Source organism: Streptomyces sp. NPDC060027, from assembly GCF_042737005.1.
Taxonomy (GTDB): Bacteria; Actinomycetota; Actinomycetes; order Streptomycetales; family Streptomycetaceae; genus Streptomyces.
On sequence record NZ_JBHWVI010000011.1, the window covers coordinates 56,916 to 72,045 of the forward strand.

Annotated in this window: 11 protein-coding genes; 5 read left to right on the plus strand and 6 right to left on the minus strand. The window is 71.9% G+C overall.

Annotated features, from left to right (window positions below; all coding sequences use genetic code 11):
• Positions 1-8: 8 nt before the first annotated feature.
• From ACFWBT_RS04890 to ACFWBT_RS04905, 4 genes are all read right to left on the minus strand, one after another.
• The gene (locus ACFWBT_RS04890) at positions 9-1,127 is read right to left on the minus strand and encodes an LLM class flavin-dependent oxidoreductase (protein ID WP_323178806.1); all 1,119 of its coding nucleotides are present in this window, start codon (positions 1,125-1,127) and stop codon (positions 9-11) included.
• 98 nt (positions 1,128-1,225) lie between these two features.
• Positions 1,226-2,002, minus strand: a complete 777-nt coding sequence (locus tag ACFWBT_RS04895) for an SDR family NAD(P)-dependent oxidoreductase (protein WP_385695952.1) — start codon at positions 2,000-2,002, stop codon at positions 1,226-1,228.
• Between the two features lie 11 nt (positions 2,003-2,013).
• The gene (locus tag ACFWBT_RS04900) at positions 2,014-2,955 is read right to left on the minus strand and encodes an LLM class F420-dependent oxidoreductase (protein ID WP_385695954.1); all 942 of its coding nucleotides are present in this window, start codon (positions 2,953-2,955) and stop codon (positions 2,014-2,016) included.
• Between the two features lie 136 nt (positions 2,956-3,091).
• Positions 3,092-4,351 (minus strand): amidohydrolase family protein, encoded by a 1,260-nt coding sequence (locus ACFWBT_RS04905; protein ID WP_385695956.1) that lies wholly within the window; start codon positions 4,349-4,351, stop codon positions 3,092-3,094.
• Between the two features lie 225 nt (positions 4,352-4,576).
• Between ACFWBT_RS04905 and ACFWBT_RS04910 the strand changes: the two genes are divergently transcribed.
• Together ACFWBT_RS04910 and ACFWBT_RS04915 are read left to right on the plus strand one after the other, a co-directional pair.
• A complete protein-coding gene (locus ACFWBT_RS04910; RefSeq protein ID WP_385695959.1) occupies positions 4,577-7,534 on the plus strand; it encodes a BTAD domain-containing putative transcriptional regulator in 2,958 nt (985 codons plus the stop codon).
• Between the two features lie 217 nt (positions 7,535-7,751).
• Positions 7,752-7,925: a hypothetical protein gene (locus ACFWBT_RS04915; RefSeq protein WP_266759824.1), complete on the plus strand. Its 174-nt coding sequence runs from the start codon at positions 7,752-7,754 to the stop codon at positions 7,923-7,925.
• Positions 7,926-8,049: 124 nt separating this feature from the next.
• On the opposite strand, the gene ACFWBT_RS04920 is transcribed toward ACFWBT_RS04915, so the two are convergent.
• Positions 8,050-9,648, minus strand: a complete 1,599-nt coding sequence (locus ACFWBT_RS04920) for a FadD3 family acyl-CoA ligase (protein ID WP_385695962.1) — start codon at positions 9,646-9,648, stop codon at positions 8,050-8,052.
• A gap of 99 nt (positions 9,649-9,747) precedes the next feature.
• On the opposite strand from ACFWBT_RS04920, the gene ACFWBT_RS04925 reads away from it, so the two are divergent.
• The 3 genes from ACFWBT_RS04925 (at position 9,748) to ACFWBT_RS04935 (ending at position 12,194) form a co-directional block, all read left to right on the plus strand.
• Entirely contained in the window at positions 9,748-10,896 is a 1,149-nt protein-coding gene (locus ACFWBT_RS04925; protein ID WP_385695964.1) for a lipid-transfer protein, read from the plus strand.
• A gap of 21 nt (positions 10,897-10,917) precedes the next feature.
• The gene (locus tag ACFWBT_RS04930; RefSeq protein WP_385695995.1) at positions 10,918-11,343 is read left to right on the plus strand and encodes a Zn-ribbon domain-containing OB-fold protein; all 426 of its coding nucleotides are present in this window, start codon (positions 10,918-10,920) and stop codon (positions 11,341-11,343) included.
• A gap of 89 nt (positions 11,344-11,432) precedes the next feature.
• Positions 11,433-12,194, plus strand: a complete 762-nt coding sequence (locus ACFWBT_RS04935; protein ID WP_385695997.1) for an enoyl-CoA hydratase/isomerase family protein — start codon at positions 11,433-11,435, stop codon at positions 12,192-12,194.
• A 303-nt stretch (positions 12,195-12,497) separates the two neighbouring features.
• Here ACFWBT_RS04935 and ACFWBT_RS04940 read toward each other — a convergent pair whose 3' ends face one another.
• A complete protein-coding gene (locus tag ACFWBT_RS04940; protein WP_385695966.1) occupies positions 12,498-14,828 on the minus strand; it encodes a PQQ-binding-like beta-propeller repeat protein in 2,331 nt (776 codons plus the stop codon).
• Between the last annotated feature and the right edge of the window lie 302 nt (positions 14,829-15,130).

Sequence of the window (15,130 nt, forward strand, 5' to 3'; positions counted from 1 at the left end):
AGTACCCCCTAGACGGCTTGGCGGAACCGGGTCGTGCGGTGCACCGGGTCCGTGTCGATCTTCGGAATGACGTGCTCGCCGATCAGCCGGATCGTCTGCAGCGTCTCCTCCTTGGGGACCCCGACGGGCAGTCCGAAGCTGAGCTGGTCGGCACCGGCCTGCTCCCAGCGCTTGCACTGGGTGAGCACCTCGCCGGGGTCCCCGCAGATCAACAGCTCTTCCTCGATGAGGAGTTCGACGAACTCCGCGTTGTACTCGGGAAGCGTCTCGGGCCAGACGGGGAAGCCCTCGGGGCGCGGGAAGGTGTCGTGGTAGCGGAAGACGAGGGAGGGCAGGTAGTGCAGCCCGCCGCCGACCGCGATCCGGATCGCCTCGTCGTGGGTGGGCGCGCAGATGGCCGTGGTGGTGACCATCACGTTGTCGTTGACGAAGTCCCCGATGGGTTCGGCGTTCACGACGGCGGTCTTGTACTGCTCCAGGACCCACTCCATGTCGGAGACCTTCTGCACGCTGAAGCCGAGCACGCCGAGCCCCTTGCGGGCGGCCATGGAGTACGAGGGCGGCGACCCGGCGGCGTACCACATCGCGGGGTGCGACTTCCCGTACGGCTTGGGCAGGATCTTGCGCGGCGGGAGCGACCAGTGCTTGCCCTGGAACCCGACGTACTCGTCCTGGAGCCACATCTTCGGGAACTCGGCGATGGTCTCCTCCCAGATCTCCTTCGTGTAGTTCATGTCGGTGATGCCGGGGAGGAAGCCGAGGATCTCGTGCGAGCCGGCGCCGCGCCCGGACCCGAACTCGAAGCGGTTCTCGGTGAGATGGTCGAGCATGGCGACCTTCTCGGCGACCTTCACCGGGTGGTTGACCTGGGCGAGCGGGTTGAAGATGCCGGAGCCGAGGTGGATGCGGTCGGTGGCGTGCGCCAGATAGCCGAGGTAGACGTCATTGGCCGAGAGGTGCGAGTACTCCTCCAGGAAGTGGTGCTCGGACGCCCAGGCGTACTTGAAGCCGGACGTGTCCGCCTGGATGACGTACTCGGTCTCCTCCATCAGCGCCTTGTGCTCCGCGAGCGGATCGGTCTCGGCCCGCTTGCCCACGTATCCCTGTACAAAGAGCCCGAATTCCAAGGAGGTTCACCGTCCCCATCCAGTTATCTGACGTACCGTCAGATTCTTTGAGCCGACTGTTCCACCGCACGCATGGACCGTCAATAGCTGATACGGCGTCAGAGAACACTCACGCCCGCGAGCCAGCCGCCGTCGATCACGAAGGGCTGCCCGGTGATGTACGAGGAGTCCTCACCGGTCAGGAACAGGGCCAGCCGGGCCACCTCCTCCGGGCGTCCGATCCGGCCGAGCGGCACCAGCTTCCGGTACAGCTCGTCGAGCGCCTCCGAGGCCTCCTCGGTGTTCGCGCCCGGGTCGAGCTGCGCCGGGTTGCTCATCGCCGTGTCGACGGCCCCCGGGCACACGGCGTTGACCCGGATCTTCCTGGCCGCGAGTTCGAGCGCCGCCACCCGCGTGAGGCCGACGATGGCGTGCTTGGTCGCCGCGTAGGCGCCCACGTACGCCATGCCCGTGAGCCCCGTGTACGAGGCCGTGTTCACGATCGTGCCGCCGCCCGCGGCCGCGAGCTCGGGCGCGAGGGTCTTGATCCCGAGGAACACCCCGACCTGGTTGACCTGCACGATCTGCATGAACTCGGCCAGCGGGGTGTCGACCAGTTCGTTGAAGCGCAGGATGCCGGCGTTGTTGACCAGCCCGTCGATCCGCCCGTACGCGGCCTTCGCCGAGGCGACCGCCGCCGTCCAGTCGTCCTCCTGGCTCACGTCCAGATGGACGTAGTGCGCGCCGATCTCCTTGGCGAGCGCCTCCCCCTGGTCGTCGAGCACGTCCGCGACGACCACCCGCGCGCCCTCCGCCACGAAGAGCCGCGCCTCCTGCTCGCCCTGCCCGCGCGCCGCACCTGTGATGAGGACGACCCGCCCGTCCAGCTTTCCCATGCCCTGACTCCCTAGCTGAGGTGGGGCGCGACGTCCGCGCCGAACGCCGTGATCTGGTCGAGGAGTTCACCGCGGCTCCGGCTGCGGAACCGCACCTGTATCTGGTGCACGCCCATCGCGCGGTACGCCCGCAGCGACTCGGCCAGCGCCTCGGGCGCCCCGCTCAGCGTGCGCCGCCCGACCTCCCAGCCGGGCGCGCCGACGTACAGCGGCTCGGTGATCGCGCCGATCGTCAGCGGTTCCTCGATCCCGGCCTCGGCGCGCAGGTTCCCGATCCGGGCGATCTGTCCCGGCAGCCGGTCGCGCGGATCGCCCTGCGGCAGCCAGCCGTCACCGCGCAGCGCGGCCCGGCGCACCGCGGCGGGCGACGACCCGCCCACCCACACGGGCACCCGCTCCTGGGCGGGCCTGGGCCGTTGCCCGAGCCCTTCGAAGTCGTACGTCTTGCCGTGGTGGACGGGGAACTCGTCCGGCCCGAGCGCGGCGCGCAGCGCGTCGATCGTCTCGTCGAGGACGGCACCCCGGCGCTCGAAGTCGGCCCCGACCGCCGCGAACTCCTCCTCCACGTGCCCGGCGCCCACCCCGAGGACCAGACGGCCGCCCGACAGATGGTCGAGGGTCGCGTACTGCTTGGCCGTGACGAGCGGATGCCGGAGCCCGACGATCGCCACATGGCTGAGCAGCCGCACGCGCTCGGTCACCCCCGCGAGGAAGGCGAGCGTGGCGACCGGGTCGTACCAGACGGTGCTCATCGCGCCCGCGAGCCGGCGCGGGATGGCGACGTGGTCGCAGCTCGCGACGTAGGCGAAACCGGCGCGGTCGGCGGCGCGGGCGATCTCGACGAGGTCGTCGGGGCCCGCGTCCGCCTCCCACGGCTCCGCGTAGATCGTGCTCTGCGACTGGACCGGGAGCTGCATCCCGTAGGCCAGCCGCCCTTCGGGCAGTACCTGCATGGGCACACACCTCTTATCTGACGGTCCGTCACTTCTTGAGTGCCGCTGCCATAGTCGTAGCTGACGAACCGTCAGACAAGGGGTCGGCGGGTTTCGGCGGCGGCCGGTGTCCGGGCCGGCCGCGGACGGCCGGGATTCAGCCCGCCCAGAGGCCGTCCGGCGTCAGGCCCAGCAGTTCGATCGCGTTGCGCCGGACGATCCGGTCGACCACGTCGGCGTCGAGGTGGCCCATCTGGGACTCGCCGACCTCCCGGGACTTCGGCCAGGTCGAGTCGGAGTGCGGATAGTCGGTCTCGTAGAGGACGTTGCCGACACCGATCGCGTCGAGGTTCTTCAGCCCGAACGCGTCGTCGAAGAAGCAGCCGTACACGTGGTCGGCGAAGAGCTCCGACGGCGGCCGGTGGACCTTGTCGGCGACGCCGCCCCAGCCGCGGTTCTCCTCCCACACCACGTCGGCGCGTTCCAGGATGTACGGGATCCAGCCGATCTGGCCCTCCGCGTACATCACCTTCAGGTTCGGGAAGCGCTCGAACTTGCCGCTCATCAGCCAGTCGACCATCGAGAAACAGCAGTTGGCGAAGGTGATCGTGGACCCGACCGCGGGCGGTGCGTCCGCCGAGGTCGACGGCATCCTGCTGCTGGAGCCAATGTGCATGGCGATGACGGTGCCCGTCTCGTCGCACGCGGCGAGGAAGGGGTCCCAGTCGTCGGTGTGCACGGACGGGAGCCCCAGATGGGGCGGGATCTCGGAGAAGGCCACCGCGCGTACGCCACGAGCGGCATTGCGCCGTACTTCGTCCGCCGCAAGCCGGGCGTCCCAGAGCGGGACGAGCGTCAGCGGTATCAGGCGCCCCCGGGCCTGGGGCCCGCACCACTCCTCCACCATCCAGTCGTTGTAGGCCCGCACCCCGAGAAGGCCCAGCTCACGGTTGGTCGCCTCGGTGAACGTCTGCCCACAGAAGCGGGGGAAGGTCGGGAAGCAGAGGGCGGACTGGACGTGGTTGACGTCCATGTCGGCCAGTCGCTGGGGCACGTCGTACGAGCCGGGGCGCATCTGCTCGTACGTGATGATCTCGAGCTTGATCTCGTCGCGGTCGTAGCCGACGGCCGTGTCGAGGCGGGTGAGGGGCCGGTGCAGGTCTTCGTAGACCCACCAGTCACCGATGGGACCGTCGTCGCCCGGGGCGCCCATGACGGGAGCGAACTTCCCGCCCAGGAAGGTCATTTCCTTCAGGGGCGCGCGGACGATGCGGGGCCCGGTGTCCTGGTACTTCGCGGGCAGCCGGTCCCGCCAGACGTCGGGGGGTTCGACCGTGTGGTCGTCCACCGAGATGATCCTCGGGAAGGCGGCCGGGGTGCTCGCCGAGGGGCTCTGCTGGGTTTCCGTGGTCTCCATACGGCCCACGGTAGCGCCGATCTGACGATCCGTCAGTTGCCCGTCTGGGGCAGCGTTCTGCGGTACGGCCCAGGTGAATTCGTGGGGATGTGCGGGGAGGCTCGTGTGAGGACCCTGTGGTGTACCGTGCGGCGCCCTGTGATCGCCGTCTCGCACGGCTGACGCATCCGCCATGAACAAGGCAAACTGGCCTCGTTGTACTGACGGTTCGGCAGGGGGACAGCGATGGACGGTGTGCCGCGGGTACCGAAGCAGTGGCGTCCGGGCTCCGAGGAGCCCGCGGCGTTGCGCTTCAGCGTGCTCGGCCCGGTGCGCGCCTGGCTCGGCGACGACCCGCTGCCGGCCGGGTCACCGCAGCAACGCGCCCTGCTGGCCGCGCTGCTGCTCCGTGACGGCCGCACGGCCACGGCATCCGAGCTCATCGACGCCCTGTGGGGCGACGAACCCCCGTCCCAGGCGCTGGCCGCCCTGCGGACGTACGCCTCGCGCCTGCGCAAGACGCTCGGCCCCGAGGTCCTGGTGAGCGAGTCCGGCGGCTACGCGATCCGCTCCCTCGGCGAGGGCGCTCTCGACCACGTACGCGCCCAGGAGCTCGCCGCCGACGCCGACAAGGCGCGCGCCGCGGGCGACCTGTCCCGGGCCCGTGACCTGCTGCGGGACACCCTCGCCCTGTGGGACGGCGAACCGCTCGCGAGCATCCCCGGCCCCTATGCGGAGACCCAGCGGGCCCGCCTCGAGGAGTGGCGCCTGCAACTCCTCGAATCCCGGCTGGACATGGACCTGGAGCAGGGCTGCCACGCGGAGGCGGTCTCCGAACTCACGGCGCTCACCGCGGCGCATCCGCTGCGCGAGCGCCTGCGTGAACTCCTGATGCTGGCGCTGTACCGCTCCGGCCGCCAGGCGGAAGCCCTCGCGGTGTACGCGGACACCCGGCGGCTGCTCGCCGACGAGCTCGGGGTGGACCCGAGGCAGGGCCTGAAGGAGCTCCAGCAGCGCATACTCCAGGCGGACCCGGGCCTCGCGGAGCCCTCCGCCCCGGCCGCGGAGCCCTCCGCCGCCCCAGTCCGTCCGGCCCAACTCCCGGCCACCGTAACCGACTTCACAGGCCGGGCTTCCTTCGTGCAGGAACTGAGCGACGTCCTCGCCGCGGCGTCCTCCGACGAGGGCCGGGTCATGGCCGTCTCGGCGCTGGCGGGCATCGGGGGCGTGGGCAAGACGACGCTCGCGGTGCATGTGGCGCACCAGTCCCGCGGGGCCTTCCCGGACGGGCAGCTGTACGTCGACCTGCAGGGCGCCGGATCGCGGGCGGCCGAGCCGGAGACGGTCCTGGGCGCCTTCCTGCGGGCCCTCGGTACGGCGGACTCGGCGATCCCGGACTCGCTGGAGGAACGCTCGGCCCTCTACCGCTCGGTCCTCGACGGCCGCCGCGTCCTGGTCCTGCTGGACAACGCCCGTGACGCCGCCCAGGTGCGCCCCCTGCTGCCCGGCACCGAGGGCTGTGCCGCCCTGGTGACCTCGCGCATGCGGATGGTGGACCTGGCGGGTGCCCATCTGGTGGACCTCGACGTGATGTCTCCCGAGGAGGCGTTGCAGCTCTTCACGAAGATCGTGGGCCGGGAACGGGTCGCCTCGGAGCGGGAGGCCGCCCTCGACGTGGTCGCGGCCTGCGGTTTCCTCCCTCTCGCCATCCGCATCGCGGCGTCACGGCTCGCCGCCCGGCGCACCTGGACGGTCTCGGTGCTCGCCGCGAAGCTCGGCGACGAGCGCCGCCGCCTGGACGAACTCCAGGCGGGCGACCTGGCCGTCAAGGCCACCTTCGAACTCGGCTACGGCCAGCTGGAGCCGGCCCAGGCACGGGCGTTCCGGCTGCTCGGACTGGCCGACGGCCCCGACATCTCCCTGGCGGCGGCCGCGGCGGTGCTCGACCTCCCGGTGGAGGGCACCGAGGACCTCCTGGAGTCCCTCGTCGACACGTCACTGCTGGAGTCCGCGGCGCCCGGCCGGTACCGGTACCACGACCTGGTGCGGCTCTACGCGCGCGCGTGCGTAGAGCGCGACGAACAGCCACCGGGCGAGCGGACGGCGGCCCTGTCGCGGTTGCTGGACTTCTATCTGGCCACGGCGGCGGGGGTGTACGCACTCGACCGGCCCGGCGACAAACTGGTGGAGCACCTCGAACCCACCGAGTATCCGGGCCTGGTGTTCGAGGACCGTCATCAGGCGCAGGACTGGCTGTACGCGGAGGCGGTCTGCACGCTGGCCTGCGTACGGCAGTCGATGGGGCCGGAGACGCTGGCGCGGGCCGTCGACCTGCTGTGGGCGGCCTGCGACCTGGCGGAGTCGGGAGCCAACTCCAAGGAGTACGAGGCCATCGCCGAGGCGGCGCGCACCGCCGCGCAGCGGCACGAGGCCCCGCGCGCCGAGGCCCGGGCGCTCACCACGCTCTCCTTCGTGCACCACATCACCGGCCGGTTCGACTCGGCCGACGCGGCCGCCACCCGCGCCCTCGAACGGGCCCTCGCCACCGGTGACCCCCTGACGAGCTGCTGGTCGTCCAACATCCTCGGCGTGATCGCCCTCTACCAGAACCGTCACGACGACGGGGAGGCGCATCTGAACCGCGCCATCGAGAACTTCCGAGCCTGCGAGGACCGTCCGGGCGAGGCGAGCGCGCTGTGCAACCTCTCGCGCATCCACCTCGCCACCGGACGGACCGCGAGCGCGGTGGCACTGGCCCAGCAGGGCACGGACATGTACGACGACATGGGCCACGCGCTGAAGGGTGCCAACGGCCGGTACGCGCTGGGGCTCGCCCTCACGCAGAGCGGCCAGCTCTCCCAGGCCGTCGACCGCCTCCAGGAAGCCCTGGAGGTGTTCCAGGACAGCCGCCAACGGCTCTGGGAGGGGATGACGTTGTTCCGTCTCGCCGAGGCCGACCTCGCGGCCCGACGGCCCGCACAGGCCGCCGCGAACGCGGAGTTGGCGCTGACCGTCCTGCGGGGGATCGGCGGCGACTGGCGGCGCGGCAACGTGCTCACGGTGCTCGGCAGGGCCCTGAGCGGCATCGGGCAGATCGGCCGCGCGCAGGTCTGCTGGCGCGAAGCCCTGGACATCTTCGAGGGGTCGGGCGCACCGGAGGCCGCCGAGGTGCGCGCACTGCTGAAGCCGCTCGCCGTCGCCTGAGTCCCCACGCCTGCGCGTTCATCGTTCGTTTATCGCCACGCGCCACTCTCTGGTTGTCGATCCGTCGCGTCGGGGGGCAGACGGGACGACATCCGGCCAACACCCTTAAGGTGAACCGGCCCAGAAGTGCCCGTCCGGCGACCCTCGGGGGAGTTGCCGGACGGGCCCTTCCCGACTACCGCAACCGCAACGAACAGAACTGCCAGGGGAGCCAGTCATGAGTGACGACCTCAGCACCGACAACGTCCACGCCACCGGCGAGCCGACGGCCTCGACGGACAACGTCCACGCCACGGACGAGCCGCTCAAGGGCAAGAACCCGATCGCACCGGGCGAGGACACCGGCGACGCGTCCACGGACAACGTCCACGCCACGGACGAGCCTGCCTGACCAGAGCCACACCACACGGGGATCGGCCGCGGCGGCGCGGAGGGGGAGCCGCCGCGGCCGCCGTGTGTCCGGGGGCGGCCGCCGTGTGTACTTCTTGGTTGCCGTACCCATCGCCATGCCGAGCTCACCGTCCCCGCAGCTCGCCCTTGACCACCTTTCCGCTCGCGTTCCGCGGCAGCGCGCCGACGAACTCGACCGTGCGCGGGACCTTGTAGTTGGCCATCTCCCGGCGGGACCAGGCGATGAGGTCCTCGGCGGTGAGGACGGAGTGCGGGCGGCGGACGACGTAGGCCTTGCCGACCTCGCCCAGCCGGCTGTCCGGGATGCCGATGACCGCCACGTCGGCGACGTCGGGGTGCAGGCCGAGCAGCTGCTCTATCTCCGCGGGGTAGGCGTTGAAGCCGCCGACGATGTACATGTCCTTGATGCGGTCGGTGATGCGGAGGTTGCCCTCGGGGTCGAGGACGCCCACGTCGCCCGTGCGCAGCCAGCCGTCCTCGGACAGAACAGCCGCCGTGGCCTCGGGGTCCTCGAAGTAGCCGCGCATGACGTTGAAGCCGCGGGTCAGGACCTCGCCGGGAGAGCCGGGGGCCACCGGGGTTCCCGAGGGGTCCACCACCCGCACCTCGGTGTCCGGGATCGCCCGGCCCGAGGTGGAGGCGATCACCGCCGGCGGGTCTCCCCTGCGGCACATCGTGACGATCCCGCTCGCCTCGGAGAGGCCGTACGCAGTGAGCACCGTGTCCACGCCGAGTTCCGTGCGCAGACGCTCGACGAGGCGCAGCGGCACCACCGCCGCGCCGGTGACCACCAGGCGCAGGGCCGAAAGGTCGTACGCGGCCCGGGACGGGTGGTCCAGCAGCGACTGGTGGAGGGTGGGCGGGCCGGGGAGGACGGAGACGTGTTCCGCGGCCACGTTCGCGAGGACGGTGTCCACATCGAACACCGGCTGCGGGATCATCGTCGCCCCGCGCATCAGGCAGGCGATGATCCCGGCCTTGTAGCCGAAGGTGTGGAAGAACGGGTTCACGATCAGATAGCGGTCGCCCTCGCGCAGGCCGGCGAGGTCGCTCCAGATCTCGTAGCAGCGCAGCGTCTGCGCATGGGTGATCAGGGCACCCTTCGGGCGGCCCGTGGTGCCCGAGGTGAAGATGATGTCCGAGGGCGACGCGCCGGACACGGCCGCGCCGCGGCGGCGCACCTCGTCCGTCCCCGCTCCCTCCCCGCCGGCCAGGAAGTCCTTCCACGTGCGGAAGTCGGCGGGGGCGTCGTCCGCGAGGACCACCACCTGTTCCAGGTGCGGGAGACCGGGCAGCGGGCCGGGTCCGGGGCCCTCGCCGGACGCCCTGCGCAGCGACGCCACATATGAGGTGCCGAGGAACGTTCCCGTCACGAACAGCAGCTTCGCCCGGCTCCGGGCCAGTACGTACGCGGCCTCGGCGCCCTTGAAGCGGGTGTTGAGGGGGACGAGGACCGCGCCCGCGGACACCGCGCCGAGGGCGGAGACGATCCAGTCGAGCGTGTTCGGGGCCCAGATGGCGACACGGTCGCCGAGACGTACGCCGCTCGCCATGCAGGCCGCCGCGGCGCGCTCCACCCGGGCGCCCAACTCCTCGTAGGAGACGCGTGTCCGGCCCTCGACGACCGCCTCGCGGTCCGCGAAGCGGGTCGCCGCCGACCGCACCAGTCCCGGGACGCCGCCCCACTCCAGGTCACCGCGCATCGCGCACCTCTCGCTGAAGCACCACTAGCTGACTGACCGTCAGATTAGCTGTAGCCTGACGGCCTGTCAGCAGCCGGGACCGTCTGCGGAGGTGCACCCATGCCGGGGATCAAGGACGCCACAGCCGTCGTCGGGATCGGACAGACCCCGTTCGCCAGACAACTCCCCGAGTCCGAGAAGGCCTTGGCCTGCCGCGCGATCCTCGCCGCTCTCGACGACGCCGGCATCGCGCCCGCCGAGGTCGACGGACTCGCCTCCTACACCATGGAGGAGACCGACGAGGTGGAGGTCGCCAAGGCCGTCGGGCTCGGTGACCTCACCTTCTTCAGCAAGGTGGGCTTCGGAGGCGGCGGTTCCTGCGCCACCGTCGCGCATCTCGCCGCCGCCGTCGCCGCGGGCCAGGCGACGGTGGGGGTGGCCTGGCGCTCGCGCAAACGGGGCAGCGGGCCCCGGCCCTGGAAGAACACGGCCGTCCAGCTCCCCACCCCGGCCCAGTGGACCCGGCCCTTCGGGCTGCTGCGGCCCGCCGACGAGATCGGGATGCTCGCACGCCGCTACCTGCACGAGTACGGGGCGACGCGCGACCATCTGTTCAACGTGGCGCTGGCCTGCCGCAACCGCGCCAACCAGAACCCGGCCGCGATGATGTACGAGCGCCCGCTGACCCGCGAGATGTACATGACCTCCCGCTGGATCAGCGAGCCCCTCTGCCTCTTCGACAACTGCCTGGAGACGGACGGCGCGCTGGCCTGCGTGATCGTCTCCGCCGAGCGCGCCCGCGACTGCCGGCAGCGGCCCGTGTACGTCCACTCCGCCGCCCAGGGCCTGCCCGCCCAGCACCACGGCATGGTCAACTACTGGAACGACGATCCGCTCACCGGCCCCGCCTGGACCGCCGCCCGACACCTGTGGAAACACGCCGACTTCACGCCGGAGGACGTCGACGTGGCGCAGATCTACGACGCGTTCACGCCGCTGATCCCGCTCTCGCTGGAGGGGTACGGCTTCTGCGGGCGCGGGGAGGGCGCGGCCTTCACGGAGGGCGGTGCGCTGGAGATCGGCGGACGGCTGCCCGTGAACACGGGGGGCGGCGGGCTCAGCGAGGCCTACGTGCACGGCTTCAACCTCATCAACGAGGGCGTGAAGCAGTTGCGGGGCACGAGTACGGCACAGGTGCCGGGGGCGGCGACCTGCCTGGTCACGGCGGGGGAAGGGGTCCCTACCTCCGCACTCCTGCTGAGAAGCTGAGGAGCCGAGATGAACGAGTCCCTGCTGTCCCCCGTCCTCGACGACGACGGCGCGCCCTTCTGGGAGTACGCGGCCCGGGGCGAACTCCGCGTCCAGTCCTGCGCCGACTGCGACGAGCTCCGCTTTCCGCCCCGGCCCTGCTGCCCGCACTGCCACTCCTTCGCGAGCGAGTGGCGAAGGATGAGCGGGCGCGGCCGGATCTGGTCGTACGTCGTCCCGCATCCGCCGCTCCTTCCCGCCTACGCGGAGCAGGCCCCGTACAACGCGATCGTGGTGGAGCTGGCCGACGCGCCCCGGATACGGCTGGTCGGGAATCTGGTGAGCGGACCGGACGAGCCCCTCAACTCGGTCCCGCCGGAACGGATCCGGATCGGCGCACGGGTCCAGGCGGTGTTCACCGAGGTGAACGGCATGACCGTTCCGCGCTGGGTCCTGGAGCGGGCGTGAGCGGCGGCGGGGCGGGCGGCGGCCTCGGCGAGGGCGGCGCCGGTGCGGGGAACGCACCGGGCCAGGCTGACGCCGGGCGTGGTGGCCTCGTGGTGGCGGTCGACAAGGACACAGGGGTCGCGGTCCTCACGCTCGACCGGCCGGGCAGGCTCAACGCCATCGATCTCGGCATGGTGGCCGAACTGGTCGCCGCCTGGCGCGAGTTCCGGTTCGACGACACCGTACGGGCGGTCGTCGTCACCGGCGCCGGGACGCGGGCCTTCTGCACCGGCATCGACCGGAGCGTCTCCGTACCTCAGCCCGGCTCCCCGTACATGGTGGACGATCCGCTCGCCGCGATCGGGCCGAAGGCCAACGACCTGTGGAAGCCGGTGATCGCCGCCGTGAACGGGATCGCCTGCGGCGGCGCCTTCTACCTGCTGGGCGAGTCGGAGTTCGTCGTGGCCGACGAGGAGGCGACCTTCTTCGATCCGCACACGACGTACGGGATGGTCAGCGCGTACGAGTCCGTCTACCTCGCGCAGCGGATGCCGTTCGGGGAAGTCGCGCGGATGGCGCTGATGGGGACCGCCGAACGGATCTCCGCGCGGCGGGCCCACGAGGTGGGGCTGGTGTCCGAACTCACCCCGCCGGGCGGGGCGTTGGCCGCGGCCGTGGAGTGCGCGGCGGTGATCGCGTCCTACCCGGCCGAAGCCGTCCAGGGGACCGTACGGGCACTGTGGCTGGCGCAGGAGGCGACCCGTGCGGCGGCTCTCGCGCACGCCCCCCAGCTCGTCTCCCTCGGGAACCTGCCGGACGAGCGGCAGGCGGGACTCTTCTCGGCACGACGGCCGGGGTTCCGGCTGCGCTAGGGCGGTCGTCCGAACGCCCCCTCCGCGAACCGAACGCCCCCTCCGCGAACCGGACGGCCCTCGGACCGGGCCGCGCTCCGACCGGAGGGACCCAGGACCGGGCGGCCCTCGACGGGACGGCCCTCGGACCGGAAGGCCTCGGACCGGGCGCCCCTCGCTCCGTGTGGCGGACCGGTCACGCCGGGCGTAGCGTCGGCAGCCGGAGCGGCATCCCGCACGCCGCCCGCTCGAACGACGGCCGCCGTCCGGAGACCTTCCGTGCCCGGTGCGGCGGCCGTCACAGAGGTCCCGGAGCGGGCTCCGTCACGTCGTGCGGGCCGTCCCGGTCCCCTTCTCCGCGTCCAGCGCGTACACACAGCGGTCCTTGCTGCACGCGTACACGACGCCGTCCTTGACCACGGGCGCCCCGGTGATCTCGCCGCCGGTGGCCAGCTTCCAGCGCAGGCGCCCGTCGTCGGCCTTCAGGGTGTACAGCAGGTGGTCCGTGGAGCCGAAGTGGATGCGGCCGTCGGCCACCGCCGGGGCGCCGACCAGGTCGCCCCCGGCCTGGAAGCGCCACTTCGGGGTGCCGGTGACGGCGTCCAGCGTGTACAGGCCCTTGCCGCTGCCCACGTGGACGTGGCCCGCGGCGACGAGGACCGGCTCGGTGGAGGAGCGGGACTCGGTGGCGATGCGCCAGCGGTCGCGGCCGTCGGTCGCGTCGAGGGCGTACACCGTGCCGAGGTAGTCGGCCAGGTAGACGCCACCGCCCGTCACCGCCGGGCCCGGAGCGAAGGTGGGCGGGCAGAGGAAGACGGCCGGGGCCTCGAAGTGCCAGCGGACGTGACCGCTCGCCACGTCGACGGCGAGGACGCGGGTGCCGGCGGAGATGTAGGCGTAGCCGTCGGGCGCGTACGTGATGCGGACCGGTACGCCGCCGCAGGAGGCCGCGTCGCCGATCGGGTACGACCAGCGCTCCTCGCCCGTACGGGCCTCCAGCGCGCGCAGCCGCGCGTCCTTCCAGACGAACACCGTGCCGTCGTGGAGCGCCGGACCGGCCTCCGGGGACTCGAAGTCCGTCTGGCCGCCGCTGATCTCCCAGAGCTTCTGGCCGTTCGAGGCCTCCCAGGCCTGGATGCCGCCCCCACGGGTGCCGGTGACGACGGTTCCGCGGTCGGCCTGCAGCGAGTAGACCCAGGCGTCCGTGGACAGGCGCCAGAGATCCGCACCCTCCCTGGCCTCGAGCGCGAACAGCGTCGGCCCGTCGGACGCGTGGATGCGGCCGTCCGCCACCGCCATCGACCAGGCCACGTCACGGGTCTTGAAACGGCGGCGGCCGGTCGCGACGTCGAGGGCGTGGACCTCGAAGGAGGTGACGTAGACGAGGTCGTCGGCGACCGAGGGAGTGCCCCAGACGTCGTTCGACATGCGGAAGCGCCAGGGGCGCCAGCCGGACGGCGAGTCGGGCACGGGGGGCGCGACCGTGGGCGCGGGTGCCGGGTCGGCGCCGTTCACGCCGATGCGCGGCCGGGACCAGGACGCCGCGAGCCCGGCTTCCGGGGGCGGCGCCTTCACGGCGGCCGCGCGGGCGTCCGCGACGCGCGGGCCGGGACCGATGGGCACCTTGGCGCCCGCGAGGCGCACGGGGCCGGTGTCGGGCGCCCCCACGGGCACCGGGGCGTGCGAGGGGGGCGGCGGCACGACCGCGCGCCCCCCGCCACTGCGTCCGCTTCCCGCGGCCGGCTGCTTCACCGGCGGACGGCCCCCGCGGCGCGTCTCGATCAGGCCCACCGCCCGCTCGGGCAGCCACGCCGACGCCGTACCGCTGTCGTCGGAGCCGGAGCCGAAGAGATGGGGTGCGAGCTGGGCCTGGAGGTCGGCGGGGTTGGGGCGGGCCGTGGCGTCCATCTGCATACAGGACTCGATGAGCGGGCGCAGCTCATCGGGGAGGCCTTCGAGGTCCGGGCCCTCGCGGAGCAGCATGAAGACCGTCTCGACCGGGTTGGCGCCGTGGAAGGGGGCGTGTCCGGTCGCCGCGAAGACGAGCATCGAGCCGAGCGAGAAGACGTCGCTCGCACCGGTCACGCTGCGCGAGTCCTTCGCCTGCTCGGGCGACATGTAGGCGGGTGTACCGACGGCGACATTGGTCATGGTCAGACGGGTGTTCGAGACGCCGGACGCGATACCGAAGTCGATCACGCGCGGCCCGTCCTCGACCACCAGGACGTTCGACGGCTTCAGGTCGCGGTGGACGAGTCCCGCGCCGTGGATCGACTGCAGCGCCTCCGCGACACCCGCCGCAAGCCAGCGCACCGCCTGGGCCGGGAGCGGCCCGCACTCATTCACTATCTCTTCGAGCGAGGGCGCGGGCACGTAGGCGGTGGCCAGCCACGGCACCGCGGCACGGGCGTCGGCGTCGACCACGGCCGCCGTGTAGAAGCCGGACACGGCGCGGGCCGCCTCGACCTCGCGCGAGAAGCGGACCCGGAACAGCTGGTCCTCGGCGAGCTCCGTCCTGACCGTCTTGATCGCCACGCGTCGGCCGGAAGCCGAGCGCGCGAGATAGACCAGCCCCATGCCGCCGGCACCCAGCCGTCCCAGCACCTCGAACGGCCCGATCCGCCGCGGATCGTGCTGCGTCAGCTGATCCACCACTTGCCTGCCACCTCCCCGTACGGGTCGCGTCATCCACGTATGAACGCGGCCCAGTGCAGCGTCTCACCACCGCACCGCCATGGCGGCACGCACCCCGATTCTTCCTGGCCGAGCCACAGGTTGCGAACCCGGGGGCGGATCGGGGTGTCTCGTGACAAAACATCCGCCCCCGCAGGAGTACGGCCGCCGGGGCGCGACGGTTCAAGGCCGAAATGCGCTCCTCACCCCAGAAGTACCCCGCCCTTGACCCCGGAAGTGCCGTCCCTCACGTCGAAAACGCGTGCCCCTCGCCGCAGAAGCGT

What these genes read in the sequence shown, in the direction of transcription:
- ACFWBT_RS04895 (WP_385695952.1), bottom strand. Translation starts at nt 2,002, where the DNA reads ATGGGAAAGCTGGACGGGCGGGTCGTCCTCATCACAGGTGCGGCGCGC.
- ACFWBT_RS04900 (WP_385695954.1), bottom strand. Translation starts at nt 2,955, where the DNA reads ATGCAGGTACTGCCCGAAGGGCGGCTGGCCTACGGGATGCAGCTCCCG.
- ACFWBT_RS04905 (WP_385695956.1), bottom strand. Translation starts at nt 4,351, where the DNA reads ATGGAGACCACGGAAACCCAGCAGAGCCCCTCGGCGAGCACCCCGGCC.
- ACFWBT_RS04910 (WP_385695959.1), top strand. Translation starts at nt 4,577, where the DNA reads ATGGACGGTGTGCCGCGGGTACCGAAGCAGTGGCGTCCGGGCTCCGAG.
- ACFWBT_RS04915 (WP_266759824.1), top strand. Translation starts at nt 7,752, where the DNA reads ATGAGTGACGACCTCAGCACCGACAACGTCCACGCCACCGGCGAGCCG.
- ACFWBT_RS04920 (WP_385695962.1), bottom strand. Translation starts at nt 9,648, where the DNA reads ATGCGCGGTGACCTGGAGTGGGGCGGCGTCCCGGGACTGGTGCGGTCG.
- ACFWBT_RS04925 (WP_385695964.1), top strand. Translation starts at nt 9,748, where the DNA reads ATGCCGGGGATCAAGGACGCCACAGCCGTCGTCGGGATCGGACAGACC.